This window comes from Piscibacillus sp. B03, assembly GCF_052246295.1.
Taxonomy (GTDB): domain Bacteria; phylum Bacillota; class Bacilli; order Bacillales; family Alkalibacillaceae; genus Piscibacillus.
The window spans coordinates 1-20,123 of record NZ_JBQQCO010000036.1 but is presented as its reverse complement, the minus strand read 5'-3'; the positions used below and the strand labels follow the sequence as shown (position 1 = coordinate 20,123).

At 36.9% G+C, this 20,123-nt stretch carries 18 protein-coding genes and 2 pseudogenes; 16 read left to right on the top strand and 4 right to left on the bottom strand.

Annotated elements, in window-relative coordinates:
- Positions 1 to 859: 859 nt before the first annotated feature.
- From ACTWQB_RS15910 to ACTWQB_RS15865, 10 genes are all read left to right on the top strand, one after another.
- Entirely contained in the window at positions 860 to 988 is a 129-nt protein-coding gene (locus tag ACTWQB_RS15910) for a hypothetical protein (RefSeq protein ID WP_443140165.1), read from the top strand.
- Positions 989 to 1,042: 54 nt separating this feature from the next.
- Positions 1,043 to 1,252, top strand: coding sequence for a hypothetical protein (locus ACTWQB_RS15905; protein ID WP_443140164.1), 210 nt, complete (start codon positions 1,043 to 1,045; stop codon positions 1,250 to 1,252).
- Between the two features lie 650 nt (positions 1,253 to 1,902).
- The gene (locus ACTWQB_RS15900) at positions 1,903 to 2,997 is read left to right on the top strand and encodes an NAD(P)/FAD-dependent oxidoreductase (protein WP_443140163.1); all 1,095 of its coding nucleotides are present in this window, start codon (positions 1,903 to 1,905) and stop codon (positions 2,995 to 2,997) included.
- A gap of 132 nt (positions 2,998 to 3,129) precedes the next feature.
- Positions 3,130 to 3,387, top strand: a complete 258-nt coding sequence (locus ACTWQB_RS15895) for a hypothetical protein (RefSeq protein WP_443140162.1) — start codon at positions 3,130 to 3,132, stop codon at positions 3,385 to 3,387.
- Positions 3,388 to 3,398: 11 nt separating this feature from the next.
- Positions 3,399 to 4,907: a solute symporter family protein gene (locus tag ACTWQB_RS15890; protein ID WP_443140161.1), complete on the top strand. Its 1,509-nt coding sequence runs from the start codon at positions 3,399 to 3,401 to the stop codon at positions 4,905 to 4,907.
- A complete protein-coding gene (locus tag ACTWQB_RS15885) occupies positions 4,900 to 6,669 on the top strand; it encodes a LytS/YhcK type 5TM receptor domain-containing protein (RefSeq protein ID WP_443140160.1) in 1,770 nt (589 codons plus the stop codon). Before ACTWQB_RS15890 ends, ACTWQB_RS15885 begins: the two co-directional genes overlap by 8 nt.
- Positions 6,670 to 7,407 (top strand): LytR/AlgR family response regulator transcription factor, encoded by a 738-nt coding sequence (locus tag ACTWQB_RS15880; protein WP_443140159.1) that lies wholly within the window; start codon positions 6,670 to 6,672, stop codon positions 7,405 to 7,407.
- Positions 7,408 to 8,218: 811 nt separating this feature from the next.
- The gene (locus ACTWQB_RS15875; protein ID WP_443140158.1) at positions 8,219 to 8,506 is read left to right on the top strand and encodes a DUF4212 domain-containing protein; all 288 of its coding nucleotides are present in this window, start codon (positions 8,219 to 8,221) and stop codon (positions 8,504 to 8,506) included.
- A gap of 3 nt (positions 8,507 to 8,509) precedes the next feature.
- Entirely contained in the window at positions 8,510 to 10,189 is a 1,680-nt protein-coding gene (locus ACTWQB_RS15870; protein ID WP_443140157.1) for a sodium:solute symporter family protein, read from the top strand.
- A 38-nt stretch (positions 10,190 to 10,227) separates the two neighbouring features.
- On the top strand, positions 10,228 to 10,689 hold the full coding sequence (locus tag ACTWQB_RS15865) for a hypothetical protein (RefSeq protein WP_443140156.1): 462 nt from the start codon (positions 10,228 to 10,230) through the stop codon (positions 10,687 to 10,689).
- A 92-nt stretch (positions 10,690 to 10,781) separates the two neighbouring features.
- Here the strand turns inward: ACTWQB_RS15865 and ACTWQB_RS15860 are convergent, their stop codons facing one another.
- Both ACTWQB_RS15860 and ACTWQB_RS15855 read right to left on the bottom strand, forming a co-directional pair.
- Positions 10,782 to 11,450 carry a hypothetical protein gene (locus ACTWQB_RS15860; protein WP_443140155.1) on the bottom strand — a complete coding sequence of 223 codons (669 nt, stop codon included), beginning with the start codon at positions 11,448 to 11,450 and terminating at the stop codon, positions 10,782 to 10,784.
- Positions 11,451 to 11,629: 179 nt separating this feature from the next.
- A pseudogene (locus ACTWQB_RS15855) lies at positions 11,630 to 12,610 on the bottom strand (L-lactate MFS transporter); the annotation flags it as partial.
- Positions 12,611 to 12,817: 207 nt separating this feature from the next.
- Here ACTWQB_RS15855 and ACTWQB_RS15850 point away from each other — a divergent pair.
- Positions 12,818 to 13,627 (top strand): DUF817 domain-containing protein, encoded by an 810-nt coding sequence (locus ACTWQB_RS15850; RefSeq protein ID WP_443140154.1) that lies wholly within the window; start codon positions 12,818 to 12,820, stop codon positions 13,625 to 13,627.
- Positions 13,628 to 13,873: 246 nt separating this feature from the next.
- On the opposite strand, the gene ACTWQB_RS15845 is transcribed toward ACTWQB_RS15850, so the two are convergent.
- Positions 13,874 to 14,230 carry a DUF3888 domain-containing protein gene (locus ACTWQB_RS15845; RefSeq protein ID WP_443140153.1) on the bottom strand — a complete coding sequence of 119 codons (357 nt, stop codon included), beginning with the start codon at positions 14,228 to 14,230 and terminating at the stop codon, positions 13,874 to 13,876.
- Between the two features lie 258 nt (positions 14,231 to 14,488).
- Here ACTWQB_RS15845 and ACTWQB_RS15840 point away from each other — a divergent pair, with 258 nt between their 5' ends.
- From ACTWQB_RS15840 to ACTWQB_RS15830, 3 genes and pseudogenes are all read left to right on the top strand, one after another.
- Entirely contained in the window at positions 14,489 to 15,682 is a 1,194-nt protein-coding gene (locus ACTWQB_RS15840) for a DUF4317 domain-containing protein (protein WP_443140152.1), read from the top strand.
- 154 nt (positions 15,683 to 15,836) lie between these two features.
- A pseudogene (locus tag ACTWQB_RS15835) lies at positions 15,837 to 16,349 on the top strand (alpha/beta fold hydrolase); the annotation flags it as partial.
- A 200-nt stretch (positions 16,350 to 16,549) separates the two neighbouring features.
- The gene (locus ACTWQB_RS15830) at positions 16,550 to 17,788 is read left to right on the top strand and encodes a cytochrome P450 (protein ID WP_443140151.1); all 1,239 of its coding nucleotides are present in this window, start codon (positions 16,550 to 16,552) and stop codon (positions 17,786 to 17,788) included.
- A 10-nt stretch (positions 17,789 to 17,798) separates the two neighbouring features.
- Here ACTWQB_RS15830 and ACTWQB_RS15825 read toward each other — a convergent pair whose 3' ends face one another.
- A complete protein-coding gene (locus tag ACTWQB_RS15825; RefSeq protein ID WP_443140150.1) occupies positions 17,799 to 18,377 on the bottom strand; it encodes a Maf family protein in 579 nt (192 codons plus the stop codon).
- A gap of 78 nt (positions 18,378 to 18,455) precedes the next feature.
- Between ACTWQB_RS15825 and ACTWQB_RS15820 the strand changes: the two genes are divergently transcribed.
- Both ACTWQB_RS15820 and wrbA read left to right on the top strand, forming a co-directional pair.
- Positions 18,456 to 19,265 (top strand): alpha/beta fold hydrolase, encoded by an 810-nt coding sequence (locus tag ACTWQB_RS15820; RefSeq protein ID WP_443140149.1) that lies wholly within the window; start codon positions 18,456 to 18,458, stop codon positions 19,263 to 19,265.
- An 86-nt stretch (positions 19,266 to 19,351) separates the two neighbouring features.
- Positions 19,352 to 19,954, top strand: a complete 603-nt coding sequence (wrbA, locus tag ACTWQB_RS15815; RefSeq protein ID WP_443140148.1) for an NAD(P)H:quinone oxidoreductase — start codon at positions 19,352 to 19,354, stop codon at positions 19,952 to 19,954.
- Positions 19,955 to 20,123: the final 169 nt, after the last annotated feature.

Genomic DNA, 20,123 nt, shown 5'->3' with positions numbered 1-20,123 from the left:
CTCGTTTGACTTCTTCTGGATAAAATCTATTTTTACCCATAAAGAAAAACACCTCCTAAATTGTCGATTAATATTACATACGACTTAGGGGGTGTTTTTTCCTGTCTCATATTATTGGGTCACTCTAGTTTTTACGTCCGGTTTTTCTTATTTATTTCGTTCTTTTAAAATCATAGTAAAAATATTGATCTTTATAAAGATAATTATGATTAAGAATAAATAAGTTATTTTACATCTTAAATAAAATCTATGACTCTAATATTGTTTCAAACTAATTAAGTCAATTAAGACATTTTGTGTAAGTATGACTCTATTGGAGTTAACTATAAAATAGAAATCAATGTATATAATTTCATATATTTAATTTATGCAGGAAGTCGCAATTTTTTGTAACAGCAGTTATACTAAATTAAGTTTCCTCTATCAAAATCTTCTTGAACACCATTTCAAAGGGCTGTTTTTTTCATATTCACTTTAACCACTTTACAAACTCAATGTATTATTTCATTCCTTTTTTAGTCTAATTTCTGTGTATTGTATATGAAAATAGAACTATTTATAAACATAAGACTAAAGCATCTAAATTTTTAAAAGTAAAAATGTTAAATTATAATTGAAATTACAAAATAATACAATTGAATTTGTGGGAGGTAAAATTTACATATATTAATCTATTAACTTATTATTATCAACATTAATAATTTGTGAGGTGGGTTAATCAATGAGAAGAATTTTAATAAGACTTTGCTATTAGTTATTGTAACAACATTAATTTTGTCTACACTTGGAAGTACAAGCTTAAACTTGAGCGCAGAAAAAAAATAACATCGATCAACAAGCACTTGAACAAGAAATAAAAATGGAATTAGAATTTTATTTTGATAGAATTGGTGAGTTTGATGAAAATGGAAATTATGTAATAAAGGATGAAGAATTACTAAAAAAGCAAATTGAATCGGGCGATGAGATTGCATGGCGAAAACTCTAATGAAAGCTGGTTTTAAAGTAAATGCAGCTAGCCTTGCCATTGAGGCTGCTGTTTATGGCTGGCAATGTAGGGGAAAGTGGTAAAATGTCTTCAGTAGTTTTTATTAGTATATTAATTGGATTAACTGTAATTGGAATATTTATATGGACGTTTGGGAAACGATCTGTAAATTCTGACCATGAAACATTTAAATACGCAACTTATTTACTTTTAATAACTCTATTACAATTAGGGTTCGTAGTTTATTCGGTTTTAATCGATTAAGAAAATCTCTATTTCTGAAGAAATATGGATAGTTGAATTAAATGAAGGCCAGTACTTATTGTAAGTAATGATAACGTAGTTGCAGAATTAGATCACCTAATTGCAACAGTTACAAGTCAACATTCTAGAGATGAATTTGATGTTATGATTGAGTATTGGCAAAAGCTGGCTTAGATAAACCTTCTGTAGTCAGATGTTCTAAGCTAAATACTGAGCATTTTAAAGAGTTGCTGTTCAAAATTGGAAAACTACATGAACATGATTTAGAGAGGGTATTGAAAACAATACGAAACTACTTTTAATTTTGAGTTAATAACGTAAAATACAGCCTACCTTTATCCATTACATCAAAAATCGCATCATTAAATTGGCTTCACACTTAAAAAGTGTGGAGTCATTTTATTTTACTAGGAATGTTAGAAAGGAGTACCGTTTATCACTTAGCTTTAAGCTGAAAAGGTAATTTATTAAAAATTGCCTAATTATTCACTTACAAGTAATTTTTGAATCTCTGTGTTGCGTTTGTTGAAGATGAGAAACAAACGGATTTGCTTATGGTTAAATCTCTAATTTAAATATCCAACATACATGTATCACCTTAGTAAGGGAAGACTACTCAGTTAGAAGAACCTTAAGGTGGTGCGTATCAAATGGATATTGCAATTATGGGTGCGGGACTCTCAGGTTTAGCTTGTGCCATTACTCTCGAAAAGAATGGTATTACTCCTACAATCTATGAGAAACGAAGTCAGGTAGGCGATCGTTTTGTGAATGGCGAGGTGATGATGTCTATTTTTGAACGACCTGTACATGATTGTATTGAGACGTTGTCAGAGGAATACGGCATTTACTTAAAGCCTACTTCTCATATACAGAGCATGGAGATTTTTTCAAAAAATGAAAAGGCTGTTATTGAGGGGCCACTTGGGTTTACTAATATTCGGGGCAGGGAGCAGGATTCGTTTGAAGCACAGCTTGAACAACAAACGAAATCCACGATACATTATCACTCTGAAGAAACATATGAACAGTTACTAAGTAAGCATTCCCATGTGGTGATGGCAACAGGTGATGGAGACTACGCAAAGAAGACGAGAAATTTTAGGGAAGATTTAACGGTTACGATTAAAGGCGCGATTATTGAGGGGAAATTTGACCGGTACATGGTGAAGGCTTGGCTTGATTACGATATTGCTCCGTATGGTTATTGCTATTTTATTCCGTTTTCGGATCATGAAGCCAATATTTCTCTTGCTATTCCGGATTTACCTAAAAATGCGGATGTGAACCTCGACAGTCTTTGGGATCTATTTTACGAAAAAAAAGTACGTGCAGAGTTTGAGGAGGCTATTCGTATCACCGATCAATTTCAAATCACTGGGTATCCTATGGGGATATGTCAATCGGCTCGAATCGGTAACACGTTTTATGTTGGGAATTGTTTCGGAACAATGATGCCTTTTATGGGATTTGGCCAGTATGCATCTATTTTAAGTGGTGTTTATGCGGCTTATGATTTATGTGGTTTGGGAAAATATGAGGAGTTAATGAAGCCACTTAGGCAAAGCTATGAAGATTCTATCGTTTTAAGAAGGTCAATGGAACAATTATCTAATAAAAACTTAGATCTGATCGTACGCTCTCTGCAAAGTAACTTGACAGAAAAAGTGTTCCAAACCACTAAGGTAAACCCATTAAAGGTAGCTAGTCACTTGCTTCGACCTTATATAAAACTGAAACATTAAGAAATAGCTATGATGATTCCACCCACTCCTATATCTTGTGGGTGGTTATTTTAATTGTATAATTTTTGAAATATTGACCCAATTACAAAAACTCCTATATAATAACCTTACATAACTAGGTTGTCCTAAGGAGTGATCTCCATTCAACAGCTCATCAAACAAAAAGTGCTCGTCTTACTATCAATCTCGATTCTATTAATTAGTTTCTATATATTTTTCCCACTTCTATTATCAAACATTATATCTGAGCAACATTCCATGTACTTACCATTGGCTTGGGGGTATGTGTTTTTCTTGTTTGTCTTAACGTGGGGGATTGGTTTGTTTTATGCATCCTACATGAAGTCCATCGATCGTAAGTTAACTAAGTATAAGCAGGCCAAGGATTAGGAGCGTCCATTATGAATGTTACATATCTCGTATTTTTCATTATTATCTTAATCGGAACATTAGTCATCACGCACTGGGCGGCGGAGCGTAGTCGGACAACTCATCAGTTTTATGTCGTGTCTGGTAGTTTAACAGGGTTTCAAAATGGATTGGCGATTGCTGGTGATTATATTAGTGCGGCGTCTTTCTTAGGGATTACAGGGTTAATTGCGTTTTATGGATATGATGGGTTTTTATATGCGACGGGGTTCTTAATCTCTTATGTTGTGTTGTTGATGTGGGTAGCTGAGCCGGTGCAACGACTAGGGACGTATTCCATTGCGGATGTGGTGTCGGCGCGCTTTCCGAGGCGTGGGATTCGCTTGGTGGTTGCGGTGAGTGGGATTTTGATATCTGTTTTGTACATGATTCCACAGTTGGTCGCATCAGGTCTTCTCGTTAGGCTATTGTTAGGCGTGGATTATTCTGCCTCAGTATGGGTCATTGGAATTTTAATGACGTTATATGTTGTGTTTGGCGGAATGGTTGCGACGTCATGGATTCAAATTATCAAAACGGTTCTCTTAATGGGTGGAACGTTTCTAGTGGTGTTGATCTTAATTTCATGGGTGAACTGGGATTTTTCTAAGCTAATGACCGAAGCGAAAAATCAAAGTCCTCATGGTGAAGCATTTTTTAATCCAGGACATCTATTTGAACATTCCATTGATAAAGTCTCTTTAACATTATCTCTCATCTTAGGTACAGCTGGTTTACCTCACATCTTAATTCGCTTTCTAACGGTTAGAAATGCTAAAGAAGCGCGTTATTCAGCGATGTCTGCCACGTGGATCATTGGTGTGTTTTACTTAATGACACTTGTATTAGAGGTTGGCACGATTGCGATTGTCGGTTGGGACACATTAATAGGATCAGACCCAAGTGGAAATCTAGCAGCGTTATTGTTGGCAGAGGTTGTTGGCGGTGACTTCTTAGTTGCGTTTGTCATGGCAGTTGCCTTTGCGACGATTATTGCGGTGGTGACGGGGTTAATTTTTGCTGCGACGTCTGCCTTTGCCTATGATATTTATTATCATATTTTTAAAAGAAAACAGGCGAGTGAAAAGCAGCAATTAACTGTGGCTAGAATTGTTGCGGTTGTGATTGGATTAATTTCTATTATTCTATCGATTGGAATGGAGGACGTCAATGTAGCGTTCTTAGTGTCTATGACGTTTGCGATTGCTGCTTCGAGTATATTCCCATTGTTAATGCTGACGTTTTATTGGAAACGTTTTAACCATATTGGTGCCTATTCGACTCTACTAACAGGATTTCTCATGTCGTTATTGTTCATTGTGTTAGGCTCTGAAGGTATGGGGCTCATGACGTTAAATAATCCAGCTGTCTTATCGATTCCTTCTGGGTTTTTAGGTGGAATCGTCGGAACGTGGTTATCACAAGGGAATGAGCAGGATCAAACGGAAGCGTTTATGCTGCGGGTGCATTTTGGTGAACGGGAGGTCCCGCCTCATGATTGATGTGATGGTCATTCTGTTTGAACGAATCGGGCTTCTACTGCTAGTGGCATTCATGCTCACTCAAATTCCGGGTTTTCGTTCCTTATTAGATCGTGATATGGCATGGGATACCGTATTCTATCATGCGCTCATTTTTGGGCTGCTTGGCATTTTTGGGGCTCATACTGGTGTCATCATGAGTCATGACTCGGTGATCGATGAGGCGTGGTGGTTAAGTGTCGGGAATGATGAGGTTTTAATTGGTTTCGGTATGATTGTTGTTATGATCGCGGGGCTTCTTGGTGGACCTTATGTTGGGCTGTTTTCAGGATTTGTTGTAGGGGCGTATATGGCCTTTATTGGTGGAGGCGCATGGATGGCGAATAGCCTGATTAATCCTCTAGCAGGCTTGATTACAGGTTGGACAGGTCAATTTTTTTCTGATGAGCGTGTCATTGCGCCTATTAAAGCATTGTTTATCGGCATGTTTCCGCCTGTTTTGTATATGGGGATGATCCTCATATTTATTCCTGATCAAGAGGCAGGTGTGGAAATCGTCAATCAAGTTGGCATTCCATTGGTTATCACGAATGCGATTGCGCTTGCGATTATTACGATGATGATTCGAACCGCTTTAAAAGAGACCGAGCGTGAAGCAGCGATTGAGACAAACCGAGCGTTGTCGATTGCTGAGAAGACGTTACCTTATTTAAAAGATGCTTCGCTTGAGAAAAATGCGAAAGCGATGGCTGAACTTTTATATGAAGATTTAGATGTAGCGGCGATTGCGATAGCAGACCAGCATAAGGTGTTAAGTTTTGTCGGGCAAGGTGAGGATCACCATCGTGTTGGGGAATCGGTTAAGATGCGATTATCGAAAATCGCAATCAAGACAGGCGAGGTTCAAGTTGCTTATGACAAAAGTGAACTACAGTGCTCTTATGATTCATGTCCTTTACAAACGGCGATTATGATTCCAATTTATCGGTCACAGGAAGTCATTGGTCTCATTAATTTATATTACCGCCACTCTCAACAAATAAGGGCTGTTGAAGTAGAACTCTCAAAAGGGTTAGGAACGATCATTTCAAACCAAATTAGTGGGTTTGAAGCTGAGAGAATGAAAGAGTTATTGAAAGAGGCGGAGATTCGAAACTTGCAAGCCCAGATTAATCCGCACTTTTTATTTAATACGTTTAATTTAATTCATTCATTAATGCGAGTAGACCACGACCAAGCACGTCGGATGCTAGTAAGATTTAGTCAATACATGCGAGCGAATCTTAATATTGCCAGTAAATCTCTCATTCCTTTAAAAGATGAAATCGCACACGTGAATGCTTATTTAGATATCGTCACAGCCCGTTTTCCTGATCAACTAAAGGTGAACAAGGAAATTGATGATTGTATTCTAGATGCGTTAATTCCTTCAGCCACCTTACAACCACTCGTTGAAAACAGTATTCAGCATGGGCTTAAACATGTACAAACTGAGGGGATTATTGGAATAATGATTAGCCAGGTTGATGAGGGAATTTTAGTTGAGGTAAAAGATAATGGAGCAGGCTTTCCAGAGGATTTAATAGGTTCTGTTGGAAAGCAACCTTACACGGATCGAAAAGGTAATGGAACGGCTTTATTTAATATTAACGAACGTTTAAAAGGAATTATGGGAGACGACAGTGAGTTACGAGTTCGTAACCTAGAACGCGGGAGTGCTGTTTCGTTCATAATACCGATTCAGTATGAAATGACGGATAGCTTACAAAAGGAGATGGTTTAATTGGGGATCCAGGTCTTGATTGCAGAAGATGAACGGTTAGCCAGGGAAGAGTTAGTCTTTTTGTTAGAACAGGAAACGGATGTTGAATTGTGTCCAACTGCTGAAAACGGGGAGCAGCTTTTAACCTATTATAGAGAATACGCACCTGATGTTTTATTTTTAGACATTCATATGCCAGGGTTAAATGGTATTGAAGCGGCTGATGCCATTCGAGGAGAGTCTGGTTCTAAACAGCCGTTAATTGTCTTTACGACAGCGTATGATCATTACGCTGTACAAGCTTTTGAACTACAAGCTACTGATTATCTGCTTAAGCCTTTTAACCAAGAGCGATTTTCTGAAACAATGCAACGCGTTAGACGTGCCTTACATAACAAAAAATCCGAGTCCAAACAAAAGCTCGATAAGTTGGTCATTTCAACAGATGAAAAAATGGTCGTCCTAAACCCTCATGATATCGGTTATGTCGAACGAATTGATCGGACGCTTAAGATTTATACATTAAACAATGATGTGGTAAAGACGAAGATGACGTTAAAGGAGTTAGAGGAGAAGTTAGAGGCTTATCCGTTTTATCGCCCGCACCGTAGTTACTTAGTTAATTTGGACGCGATTGAAGAAATTACACCATGGTTTAATGGCGCTTATAATATAGTGGTGCGTGATCATAACAAATCAACCATACCTGTTAGTCGAACCGCTGCGAAAGCTTTTTTTGAAGTACTGCAATATATATAAAATAGATAGAGAATATGGTATAATTAAGCATAATAATTGTTGAGGTGAGTCAAGTTGGAGCAAAAAATATTTGATTTGCTTGAAGGAATAAGTCAAGAATTAAAGAGTGTTAAAGAGGATGTTCATTCTTTAAGAACAAAATTGCATGAACATATTAATACCGTCTAAACAAAATTAGAAAGTGTTGGCGGACAGCTTGAAACGACCGACAAAGCTAGATTTAGTGAATTTGAATTTATAGTAGATAAAGTGAACAATATTGAGAAGAAATTATTTTTAAGTAAAATTAAACAAAAAGAGAGTGACTAGTTAGCCAGTCACTCTCTTTTTTTGGTTTTGTTTAAGCAACGAGCGGACCTTAACTTAATATGACTTGAGGCGCAGCAACAATGGAAGATTACTAGTTTATTATCTAATTTTGAGTTTTATTATCTAAAGTGAGCGTTCTATTATCTAATTTTAGAATTTATTATCTAAAATGAGAGGTTTATTATCTACTTTTGAAATTTATTATCTAAAATGGCCAGTTTATTATCTTTTTTAAGAATTTATTATCTAATTTAAAAAACGGGTAAGTTGCTAGGAACTGAAGTTGTGGCCCTTACAAACTCATTTTTTACATTTAAAACCACCTTTTCTACATTTCACGCATGAATTACTACATTTTAGGTTGTGTCCAAAAATTCATAAGCTAGATTTAATATACTGAGTACAAAAGTTAGAGTATTCAGTATATTTTATTTTTGTGAAAATGTAAGCGTTTTCTTAGTTGAGTACTCTAATCAAAACATTTTGAGAAAGGGTGATCAAGTTGGAACAACAGAACACATTGGATGAAAGACAAAGATGGTACTGGCGAAAAAATATTCGCTTTATTTTAGGGTTATTAGCTGTATGGGCCACTGTTGCTTATGGCGGAGCTATTTTATTTGCGGAGCCACTATCTAACATACAATTCTTTGGTGTATCTTTAGCATTTTGGATTGCACAACAAGGTTCTATATTAGTCTTTTTCTCACTCATTTTAATTTATGCCATTCGGATGGATCGATTGGATAAAAAGTATGCTCAGTTATTAAAAGAAGATAAGGAGGGGTAAGCATTGAGTGTTGAAGCGATTACGATTACGTTAGTTGTTATTACATTTATTATTTATACAGCCATTGGTTGGTGGTCTCGCGTTCGTGATACGTCTAGTTTCTATGTAGCTGGACAAAACGTGCCAACAGTCGCAAACGGTGCGGCAATTGCGGCAGACTGGATGTCAGCTGCGTCTTTCATCTCTATGGCTGGACTTGTTGCATTCTTAGGTTATGACGGGACAATTTACTTAATGGGATGGACAGGGGGTTATGTCTTACTGGCGTTACTATTAGCCCCGTACTTACGTAAGTTTGGTAAGTTTACGGTTCCGGACTTTATCGGAGATCGATTTTACTCAAACGGTGCAAGGGCAGTAGCTGCGATTGCGACGATTTTCATTTCGTTGACCTATATATCGGGCCAAATGCGTGGTGTCGGAATTGTCTTCAGTCGTTACTTACAAGTTGATATTGTGGTTGGTGTATTAATTGGGATGGCGATTGTTGGATTCTTTGCATTGCTAGGTGGTATGAAAGGTGTTACCTGGACGCAAGCCGTTCAGTACTTTGTCGTCATTATCGCCTTTTTAATCCCAGCATTTGCGATTTCAGCTCAATTAACAGGTAATCCTGTTGCACAAATGAGTTTTATCACTAATGATATTGTAGCCAGGTTAGGTGAAATCCAAATTGACCTTGGTATGACAGAATATATGGCACCATTTACAAATCTTTCAATGCTCAATGTCTTTATGATGACATTGGCTCTGATGGCTGGTACTGCTGGGTTGCCACACGTCATTGTTCGTTTCTACACGGTTAAAAGTGTACGTGCTGCTAGGTGGTCAGCTGTTTGGGCGATTATCTTTATCGGCCTTTTATACTTAACAGCTCCTGCAGTTGGTGCATTTGCGAAGTATAACCTAATTAATACGATTGCCGATCAACCAATTGAAGAGGTTGAGAGTATCGATTGGGTAAGTAAGTGGCAAACGACTGGGTTATTAGATTTTAACGATGAAAATGGAGATGGAGTTTTAAATTATACGGCAGGTGAAGACAATGAGGTCGTGATCGATGGAGATATCATTGTTCTATCTACACCTGAAGTTGCGAACCTTGCGCCATTTATCATAGCACTTGTCGCAGCAGGAGGACTCGCAGCCGCCTTATCGACTGCATCAGGTCTATTAATTACGATGACTAGTGCTGTATCACATGATATTTACTACCGGATCTTTAATAAAGAGGCTTCTGAAGCCCAACGTTTACGGGTAGGACGTATTACACTATTTATTGCATTATTAGTTGCAGCGTATGTAGGGATTAGTCCACCTGGGTTCGCGGGTGAAGTAGTAGCACTCGCCTTTGGATTAGGTGCAGCAAGTTTATTCCCGGTTATCTTGCTAGGTATTTTTGATAAACGTATGAATAAAGAAGGTGCTATTGCAGGGATTCTAACCGGTTTATCGTTCACATTGATTATGATTGGTGCGATCTTGTCAGAATCGATTATAGGCACAGATGGTCCAATACTGGAGAGTTTCTTTGGTATTAACGCTCAAGGTGTCGGTGTCGTTGGTATGTTATTAAACTTTATTGTGAGCTTTATTGTCTCACGCATGACAGCGGAGCCGCCTAAAGAAATTCAAGAGCTTATTGAGAATGTTCGAGCACCTGAAATTGATGAAGACATCTAGTAATCTACAGATTTTTGATTAAAGAAAGGGGAAGCGTGATGAACTGGACACTCGTATTTGGTTGTATAGCATTATTAGTTTATATACTAAGCCCATGGATGAATTTAAAAACAGTACAAAGAGCGATCGGGATTACTTTATTTCTAGAGGTTTTCTATCTATTAGGCCATTATATTATGGAATGGCCGTTCCCGACGCCACTAGTCTTGGTGCAATTATTAGTAGCATCAAGCCTAGGTGTAGGATTAGGTGTGTGCTTTTCTAAAGTTTGGCCATTACCATTACACAAAGGGTTTGAAAGGATATTTCGAACGTTTTTAATCGTCATCCCGGCTTTGGGTCTTGGAATGGGTCTACAGATTTTCATGCAAGGCGCCCAAGCAACACAAGCGATTTATTTAATCTTTGCGCTAGCGGCATGGATTGGATCCGGGCAATTTGTGAAAGTCGAGAAAGAGAACCAAACCATTTCAAACAAAACAGCAAATGGAGTGTCTTGATCACGTTGTTTTTTAAAAAGGCTGTCCTGAGTTTAGTTTACTCAGAGGCAGCCTTGATTTTTATATACTAGATTTAATTAAGTTATTGTAAATTAAAATTTGTAAGATTCACCATCTATTGGAATCATTAAGCTAAAGTCAAACCCTTTTTCCTGACTGAAATTTTTCAGATCTTCTCTAGATAAAGCCCAGTGGTTTACAGCTTCCATGTGGACCGCGATGATTTTTGAATTTGGTGCAGCTTTTGCAACTTCATAAACATCATCTTTCCCCATTACAAGTGAGCCACCTTGTGAATAGTCTTTATTTAAGTCTTCTTCCAATAGTCCAATCGCAATCATCAGTCCAAAAGAATCTCCATAATACTCCGAAGCTTCCTGGATGATCTCCGTTATCCGATTTTGATTTTCTTGTTCTGGTCCTTCTCCAGAAGTTACGTTGACTGCATTCACAATGGTTTGTTCCTTATAGTATTGAACATCTTCTTCATAATCTGTGGTGTAGTAATCGTATTCATAATCATTTAAGGAGTAATACTCTGTATCTTCATACAAATAATCGAGGTAGTACTTATCTATGTAGTTTTCAACAATACCTGATTGAACATATGTAAAATAGACACTCCCATCGACCCCTAACTCTGTAACTGGCTCAATGTTACCCTTGGTGGTGTACTCCTCATGTACTGGTAGTATTAGAAGAGCCGATACGATTACTGGAAAAATAAGCAAGCCTATGCTTATTTTGGCTTCCTTGCTCAATTTAAGCTTCAGTCATTACACCCCCTAACTTGACCTGTATAACAACTATATCGGAAAAAATGAATAATTTTGACTATTTTTGAAGAATTATTTAAAGGAAGAAAGTAATAGGATGAAAATTAAAAAAGCTACCCCCTTTATTAAAAATTAGGGATAGCTTGTATAAATTAATGTTTATGCTAAGCAACCATTTCCTCTTGTTTATCGCTATGTTTTTCTTGGCGTTTAATGTCTAGTTGAAGTACTAATGCAATAACAAGTGCTACAGCCATTAAGCCTAAAAATAGGTAAAAAACAGGCTCATAGCTTCCAGTCCGACTGTAGATTTGTGTAACTATACTTGGTCCAAAGATTCCACCAAGTGACCAAGTCGTAAGTAAGTATCCATGGATCGCTCCTAGATTCCTCGTACCAAATAAGTCGCCAATTAAAGCAGGTAAATTAGAGAACCCTCCTCCATAACAGCTCACCACAATGAAGATCATAGCTTGGAATAGCAGAACGCTTGTAATGTTCGGGAACGATATGAATGCGATCAGTTATAGTATAAAGAATGTGATGAAAATAGCTGGTAGTCCAACGTAATCTGATAGGGCTGCCCAACCTAGACGACCGCCTCCGTTAAACACTCCCATAATACCTACCATCGTAGCAGCTGCTGCGGCTGATAGTCCGACAACTTCTTGTGCCATAGGTGATGCAACAGAAATGATCATAATCCCAGCAGTTGTGTTAATTAACATCATTGTCCATAACATCCAAAAACGTCTTGATTTAACCGCTTGCTTCGCTGTCATTTGTGATAAATCTTTCTTCACGACTTTCTCGCCTGATGCTATGTCACGTTTCATCTTGGCTGGCATCCAACCCTCAGGTGGTGGAGTAATGTACGATGCCCCTAGAATAATCACGATAAAGTAAGCGACACCTAAAATGTAAAACGTGGATGATACACCAACGTTATTCATTAAAACTTCCGCAACGGGTGCCGTTATTAATGCACCAGAACCGAAACCTAGCACGGCCATTCCTGTCGCTAAGCCTCTTCGGTCCGGGAACCATTTAACAAGTGTAGAAACTGGTGAAATGTACCCGATCCCTAAACCTAAACTGCTTGCAAAACCATACGTAAGTAAAAATAAAATATGTGAATCAATAGCGTTTCTATTGTACCGTCAAATTTCGACAAAATAAATAGAAGATTTGTAATCTTTTAATAAATGGGACTTGTTAACGCTTTCTTAACTTAAAAAATGGTTTATTTTACCTAATTAAGAGAAAAATATTTAATTAACAATAATAATTTATTGTAATTCAATAAATTATTATCTATAATCATTGTAATAGGTGATTTTGGGGGGACCTTTATGAAAGCTTTTGAACAGCTAGTTCGTTTCGGTTGGGCTCAAGCGTTATCTTGCCTGTTTCCAGTAGTCATATTTGCCTCTTTAGCAATAACAAAATTAATTTCACTACCATTGTTACCGAGGTATGATTGGTTATTAATCATCTGTATACTAATGCAGTGGTGGATGCTGGCATCAGGTCTTGAGACAAAAGATGAACTAAAAGTGATTACGTTGTTTCACATCATTGGCCTCGCATTAGAAATTTACAAAGTTCACATGGGATCATGGGCGTATCCAGAAGAAGGGTATTCAAAAGTATTCGGAGTTCCATTGTATAGTGGTTTCATGTATGCGAGTGTTGCCAGTTACCTGTGCCAGGCATGGAGGAGACTTGATGTGAAGCTCATCAAATGGCCACCACTTTATTTAGTTGTGCCACTTGCATCTGCCATTTACTTAAATTTCTTTACTCATCACTATTGGATTGATGTTCGTTGGTGGTTGTCGGCACTGGTGATCATTATTTTTTGGAAATCGTGGGTTAACTATAGCGTTGGCGGCGAAACTTATCGCATGCCAATCTCCCTGTCGTTTGTGTTAATTGGCTTTTTTATATGGATTGCTGAGAATATTGCAACGTTCTTTGGTGCATGGGAGTACCCTAACCAAACGGATGCATGGAGTCTTGTGCATCTTGGGAAAGTTAGCTCGTGGTTGTTGTTGGTGATCGTTAGTTTTCTAATCGTGGCAACACTAAAACAAGTTAAGAACTCGCCTCCAGATGATGTCCCAACCTTACATAAAACCTACAATGTTCGGTTACGATAATAGTGACTAGTCAAATGGAGGTATGAACATGACAAAGGATTCAAAAGCGCCGAAAGTTAAGCGAAATGGTAAAGGTAAGAAACCAGATGAACAAAGAAGAGGGAAGGCAAAATCCTCTGCTAGAAATACGGATAATTAATAGAGCATAAACTTAAATAGAAAAAGGAGCAAATTCTCTAAAAGAATCTGCTCTTTTTTATTTAACCATTGTTCAAAAGATATTTTGTTTACAAATTAGTATATGAATTAGAAATCTACTTTCGGATATGTTTTTAGATGTTTATAATTAACTAATTTTCCGTTTGAACTTATGACAACAAGATCTTCTCCATAAGTTATATGGGCACGATAATAGGGTTTTACTTTTAACGTAATTTCATATTCACCACCTACGCCGTATAACTGTTTTATCTCTAATACTTCTGTATCATATGAAGCCCACATAAGACCTTCTGGTACACCTTCATCATCTTTATAGATTTGGTAAAATGCTTTATCAACAGGTTCTCTTAGGCTATTGATTAGTGCATATTTTAGTGTTTCATTTAGTTCAGTTTCAGCTTTATTTATCGTTTGTGAATATGCTATGGTATTAAAACTCACTAAGGATGTAAATAAGAAAAGGGGTACTATTAACTTTTTCATAAAATTCACCTCATTTTAGTATTTGAACTTAACCTGGACTTATTTAATGTTCATTTCGTTCAACTCAATACGTTAATAAGGTAAGTATTTAAGTATTCCTTCTTACCGTAATTATTTTTTAACGAGATATTATTTCAAAAAATTTATTAGATATGACTACTTCCTTCTATGATAAAATGAGACGGTATGACTTAGACATCATAGGAGTGAATGATTTTGAACAAAAAAGACATCGCAAACATACGAAAACAATTTAAATTAGATAATGATTTAATTAATATTAGTGAGATTTTTAATGTGTACATTATGAAAGAATCAAGTGAAATCTATCATGCTCAAAGTATGCCATTTGAGATGTTAGAAGATGAGCAGAAAGAATTGTTCATGAACAATTTTAAGAAGGTCTTAACAGGGCAATTGGATGAGAAGTTATTCGAGCTAAAATTTCAAAAGGATGTAGAAAATAGTAGTCAGTTTATTTTACATCAAGGGTTATTAAGTCAAGAGACGGATGAATGGACGAATCAAATGCTTCAGCTAGTTGAGAAAATGCTGAAAGACACGCAATACGAGATGGATATTGTGCTCACCTTTATTAGGGGTGAAGTCAGAATTCCGTTGAAAAATCAAAGTGCTGAATCGGATGGAAGCGACCGTGACACGGTGTACTCACACCCGTTTATATTATGTAGCATGAATAAAACGCAAGATCCAAAGAAAGAGCTATTGTTTGATTACATTGAGAAAGAATTTAAATACAATATCGTGGTCGACCCGATTATTAATTTGAAAGCACCGATTTCAGGGTTTCTTTTCCCAACGATTACGGACGGTGCATCGGATGTGAATCATGTCCTTTATTCAACGGGAAAAGCTAATGAATTAGACTATCATTTTATTGAGGACGTTTTAAACGCTGAGGAGATCATGACGGCTCAAGAAGATAAAGTTGTATTTGAAGAAATCGTGAAAAAAGTAACGGGTGATCAAATTAATACGTCAACTCTATCGAATGTTTATGAAGAAATTAATAGAGTAATAGAAGAGAATGAAGAAGAGGAAGCGCCGAAACTGGATTATAAAGATGTAGGACATGTTCTGAAAAGTAGCGGCGTTAAAGATGTCGAAGAAGAAAAACTTGAAGAAGCATTTAAAACGGTTGTTGATGATGAAAAATATGAATTCAAAGCAAGCAATATTGTGCCAAAGTATAATAAAAAATCAATCAAAATTAAAACAAAAATTGCGGATATCACCGTAAGTCCACAAGATTTGAAGTATGTAAGGCAAGTACAAGTTAACGGAAAAGTGTGCTTGATGCTAGAAGTTGAGGAGAATACGGTGATTGAAGGGTTTGAGATGATTCCAGAAGTGCTATTTCAGAAGGCTGAGGATCAATCCGAGGACTAATTAAAAGCTATATAAAGGAAGCTGTTTCTTATGAAGCAGCTTTTTTTTATTTTGAAACCATATCGTCTAGCATAATACACCTAACCACTTTTTTATACCTAAACATACAAAGGTCGTGTTGAGTTTAACCATCTGCTTTAATACCCGACATAATTCTTTAACTAAAATCATTGCAGGTGGAGCTGCTGCTAGTAAGGCATATGGTCAAGATGAAGACTGCATTTATTGTCATAAGAACCCAAATTTTAAAAGGATTATGTGGATCATGGAGAAACTCAATGATCCCTCAACACCTGTTGAGACACGCAAGGAATTAGGCTATGAATGGGACTTGATGTCATTTTACTCAGAGGAAAACCTTCAAAAAGCCTTGACAACACCCAATAGCGGCAAGACAGTGGGAGATCGGTTAGATTACTTCATAAATGAAGAGATTTCTACATATGACTTAAGAAAGCAACTGGGAGAAGTCAACCTTCCGAGTTTTATCTATGCGGGTAAGTATGATGCCCAATGTCCTTATCAGTATGGCAAAGAAATAGCTGATTTGATTCCGAATGCGTATTTTACAGCATTTGAAGAAAGTAACCACAATCCTTTTGTTGAAGAAGAGGAGAAGTTTAAGGAATTTGTTGGCTTAACTGTTCAACAACCTGCAGGTAAATAAGCTGAACCTGCAGGTATTTTTGTGAAACTTGCAGGTAATTTTAAAAAAGATGTTGATAAAACCGTAAAACTTGCAGGTAAAATTCAGAAACATACAGGTAAATCCATAAAACCTGCAGCTAAAGACTTATGAATTATGATGTTTGACCTCTAATGAACAGGGAATACTACAGAAAAACTCGCCAATTGGAGGGTAAAGTGATGTCAGAGCACCATAAGAAAATACCTAAAGAAACCGGTATAGATCATTCAATCGAATTACTTAAAGAAGGTTATAATTTTATACTTAATCGTGTTGAGAAGTTCGATTCTCGTGTAGTTCAAACGAGGTTATTAGGTGAAAAAGCGATTTGTATGGTTGGGAAGAATGAAGCGGAGTTGTTTTATGATACGGATAAATTTTTTCGAGAAGAAGCTGCACCATCACGCGTTCAAAAAACGTTGCTTGGTGTAGGTGGTGTTCAAGGTCTTGATGGTGAGGAACATCGTCATCGGAAGGCGATGTTTATGTCGTTTATGACTCGTGATTCCCTTAATGAGGTTCAGAATCTAACAAAGCGAGAATGGGAGAGAGTTTTTGCGCATTCACCAGAAGAAGTTAATATCTATGAAACAGCAAAAATAGTTTTAACGCGGGTGGCATTAAATTGGGCAGGTGTTCCATATAAAGAAGTAGAAATTAAAAATTGGTCAAAAAGATTGAGCCCGTTATTTGAAATGGCAGCTAATATCGGTCCTAAGCATATAAAATCTAGGCGGTCTAGAAAAAAGTTAGAGCAAACATTACAAGGGTTAGTCAAAAAGTTACGCGAAGGTCAACTTGACGTTAATCAGTCTAGCCCTTTTTATAACGTATCAATGCACCGAGACTCAGATGGGAACTTATTAGATCCGCATGTAGCGGCAGTCGAAATATTAAATTTGATAAGACCAATTGTGGCAATTGCTGTTTACGTCGATTTCACACTACTAGCAGTTTATGAACACCCTGATCAAGTTTGTGAAATTCAAAATGGCCACATTCAATCTCAACATTTCATTCAAGAAGTTCGTCGTTATTATCCATTTTTCCCGTTTGCTGTTGCGAGGGTTAAGAAGGATTTTACATGGAATGGTTTTGACTTCAAGAAAAATACGATGACGTTATTAGATCTGTACGGAACGAATCATGACCCGACCATATGGGAGTCGCCGAATGAATTTAAGCCAAGTCGATTTAAGGAGTGGCAAGAAAGTCCGTTTAATTTTATTCCACAAGGTGGTGGTGAGTTTGATTTCGGCCACCGTTGCGCCGGTGAATGGTTAACGATTGACGTGATGAGAGTAACGTTGGAATACTTTTTACATGAGATTAATTTCAGATTCCCTGAACAAAATCCTGAATACGATATGAATGATATTCCACCTGTGCCGGGGGTTATGATTCACTTAAAGGGCTAAACGTGACTGTTTAGCCTTTTTGAGGGTGGATTCCATGCTTGGTAAGTTCTCTAACGACTCGTGAAATGGGTAGTCCGACCACATTATAATAGTCACCTTTAATCTGTTTTACGAACATTGCACCAATACTTTGGATGCCATATGCTCCGGCTTTGTCATAAGGATCTGATGTTGAGACATACCATTCTATTTCCTGTGTTGATAAAGGCCAGAATTCAACTACCGTTTTTTCAACAAACGTTTCTTCATGTTCAGCGCTGCGAATGGTAAATCCTGAGTATACGTCATGTATATTTCCGCTTAAATCGGAAATCATTTTGAAAGCTTCCTCTTTATCTTTAGGTTTTTCGAAAATCCGATTTTGGAATGACACGACCGTATCAGCAGATAAAATTATTTCATCTGAGTTTTGTATTTCAATATTTTTACCTTTCAGTTTTGCTAGTTGTGCTACTTTTTTATAGGGGTCCTTTTCAGTGATCTGTAACTCATCGACATTAGGTTTTCTTATTGTATAAGGGATGTGGACTTGTTGTAGTAATTCTTGTCTTCTAGGTGATGATGAACCTAAGATTAATTTTCGTTCCATATAAACCTCCAAAGTATAGTTTGATATTTTTAAGAATGGTAAAACAATACATATAAGCATTTTTGAAAGGAAAAGATCATGAGTCTAGTTAAAGAAAATATCCAAGTAATGAACTTAAAATTATATTGCGAACATTCTATTACAGAAAAGCCGCCAATTATTCTAATCCATGGTTATTTATCTTCCACTTATACGTTTCATCGAGTGATACCACTATTAGAAAAGTATTTTTCAATCATAGCCATTGATTTACCTGGATTCGGTCGTAGCGAGAAGTCCAAGAAATTCCGCTATTCATTTGAAAATTACGCAAAATTAATTCGAGAAGTCTTAGACTATTTTAACATTCAAAAAACGATGTTAGTGGGTCATTCTATGGGTGGACAAGTTAGTTTAAACGTCGCTAAATTCTATCCTGAACGTGTTGAAAAACTTGTATTATTAAATAGCTCTGGTTATCTAAAACGAGCTAAACGTCTTTTGGTTTTAAGTTCATATTTACCATTTTTTCATCATTATGTCCATTACCACATTAATAAACACGACGTTAAGCATGAGTTGAAAAAAGTATTATACGATCATTCTCTTATAACAAATGAAATGATGGAGGAATACAAACGGCCTTTAATGGAAAAAGAATTTCCCCACTCATTGATACGTTTATTAAGACATCGAGAAGGGGATTTGTCATCTGAAGACCTCAAGAGGATTCATACTCCTGCATTGCTAATCTGGGGAAAACAAGATGAAGTAGTTCCTTATAAAGTAGGTCAAAGATTGGTTGAAGAGTTACCTAACGCAGAGCTTGTGGCTTTTGATCATGCAGGACATTTAATTACAGAAGAAAAACCAAATGAGGTTGTGGATGAAATTTTAAAGTTCATGTGAATATCTTGACTTCAAGATAATCTGCCTTTACAATAGCAAATGTACTTACAAAAAGTAAGTTTACAACTAGAAGGGAGTTTTTAAACATGTCAATTAATTTAGCAATTGTTTATTATAGCTCAACTGGTACAAACTACCAGATGGCTAAATGGGCTGAAGAAGCAGCTCAAGAAGCAGGAGCAAACGTTAAAGTTCTTAAAGTTGAAGAACTTGCGCCAAAAGAAGCAATTGAATCTAATCCAGCTTGGAAAGAGCATTATGAAGCGACAGCAAACGTACCCGTTGCATCTTCAGATGATATTGAGTGGGCAGATGCGATTATTTTCAGCACACCAACTCGTTTCGGTAACTTACCGTCACAAATGAAGCAATTCCTAGACATGCAAGGTGGTCTATGGGCAAACGGAAAAACAATTAATAAAGTAGTAAGTGCCATGTCATCAGCTTCAAACGCTCATGGCGGTCAAGAAGCAACTGTTCAAGCCCTTTACACATCTATGATGCACTGGGGAGCCATCATTGCGGCACCTGGTTACACAGACCCAGTTCAATTCGCGTCAGGTGGTAACCCTTACGGTGTAAGTGTAACCGTTGATCAAGATGGTAACATGGTTGAAGATGTGAAAGATGCTGTTAAACACCAAGCAAAACGTACGATTGAAGTTGCGTCGTTAATTAATAAAGGGTAGAACTAAACGAATAATTTACCTAATAAAAACGCCAACCGTAAGTAGAGTGACCCAATAATATGAGACAGGAAAAAACACCCCCTAAGTCGTATGTAATATTAATCGACAATTTAGGAGGTGTTTTTCTTTATGGGTAAAAATAGATTTTATCCAGAAGAAGTCAAACGAG

Excerpts from the sequence above, each read along its gene's own strand:
- ACTWQB_RS15820 (WP_443140149.1), top strand. The coding sequence starts at position 18,456 with ATGAGTCTAGTTAAAGAAAATATCCAAGTAATGAACTTAAAATTATAT.
- ACTWQB_RS15890 (WP_443140161.1), top strand. The coding sequence starts at position 3,399 with ATGAATGTTACATATCTCGTATTTTTCATTATTATCTTAATCGGAACA.
- ACTWQB_RS15885 (WP_443140160.1), top strand. The coding sequence starts at position 4,900 with ATGATTGATGTGATGGTCATTCTGTTTGAACGAATCGGGCTTCTACTG.
- ACTWQB_RS15910 (WP_443140165.1), top strand. The coding sequence starts at position 860 with ATGGAATTAGAATTTTATTTTGATAGAATTGGTGAGTTTGATGAAAAT.
- ACTWQB_RS15900 (WP_443140163.1), top strand. The coding sequence starts at position 1,903 with ATGGATATTGCAATTATGGGTGCGGGACTCTCAGGTTTAGCTTGTGCC.
- wrbA (WP_443140148.1), top strand. The coding sequence starts at position 19,352 with ATGTCAATTAATTTAGCAATTGTTTATTATAGCTCAACTGGTACAAAC.
- ACTWQB_RS15850 (WP_443140154.1), top strand. The coding sequence starts at position 12,818 with ATGAAAGCTTTTGAACAGCTAGTTCGTTTCGGTTGGGCTCAAGCGTTA.
- ACTWQB_RS15825 (WP_443140150.1), bottom strand. The coding sequence starts at position 18,377 with ATGGAACGAAAATTAATCTTAGGTTCATCATCACCTAGAAGACAAGAA.
- ACTWQB_RS15865 (WP_443140156.1), top strand. The coding sequence starts at position 10,228 with ATGAACTGGACACTCGTATTTGGTTGTATAGCATTATTAGTTTATATA.
- ACTWQB_RS15905 (WP_443140164.1), top strand. The coding sequence starts at position 1,043 with ATGGCTGGCAATGTAGGGGAAAGTGGTAAAATGTCTTCAGTAGTTTTT.
- ACTWQB_RS15830 (WP_443140151.1), top strand. The coding sequence starts at position 16,550 with ATGTCAGAGCACCATAAGAAAATACCTAAAGAAACCGGTATAGATCAT.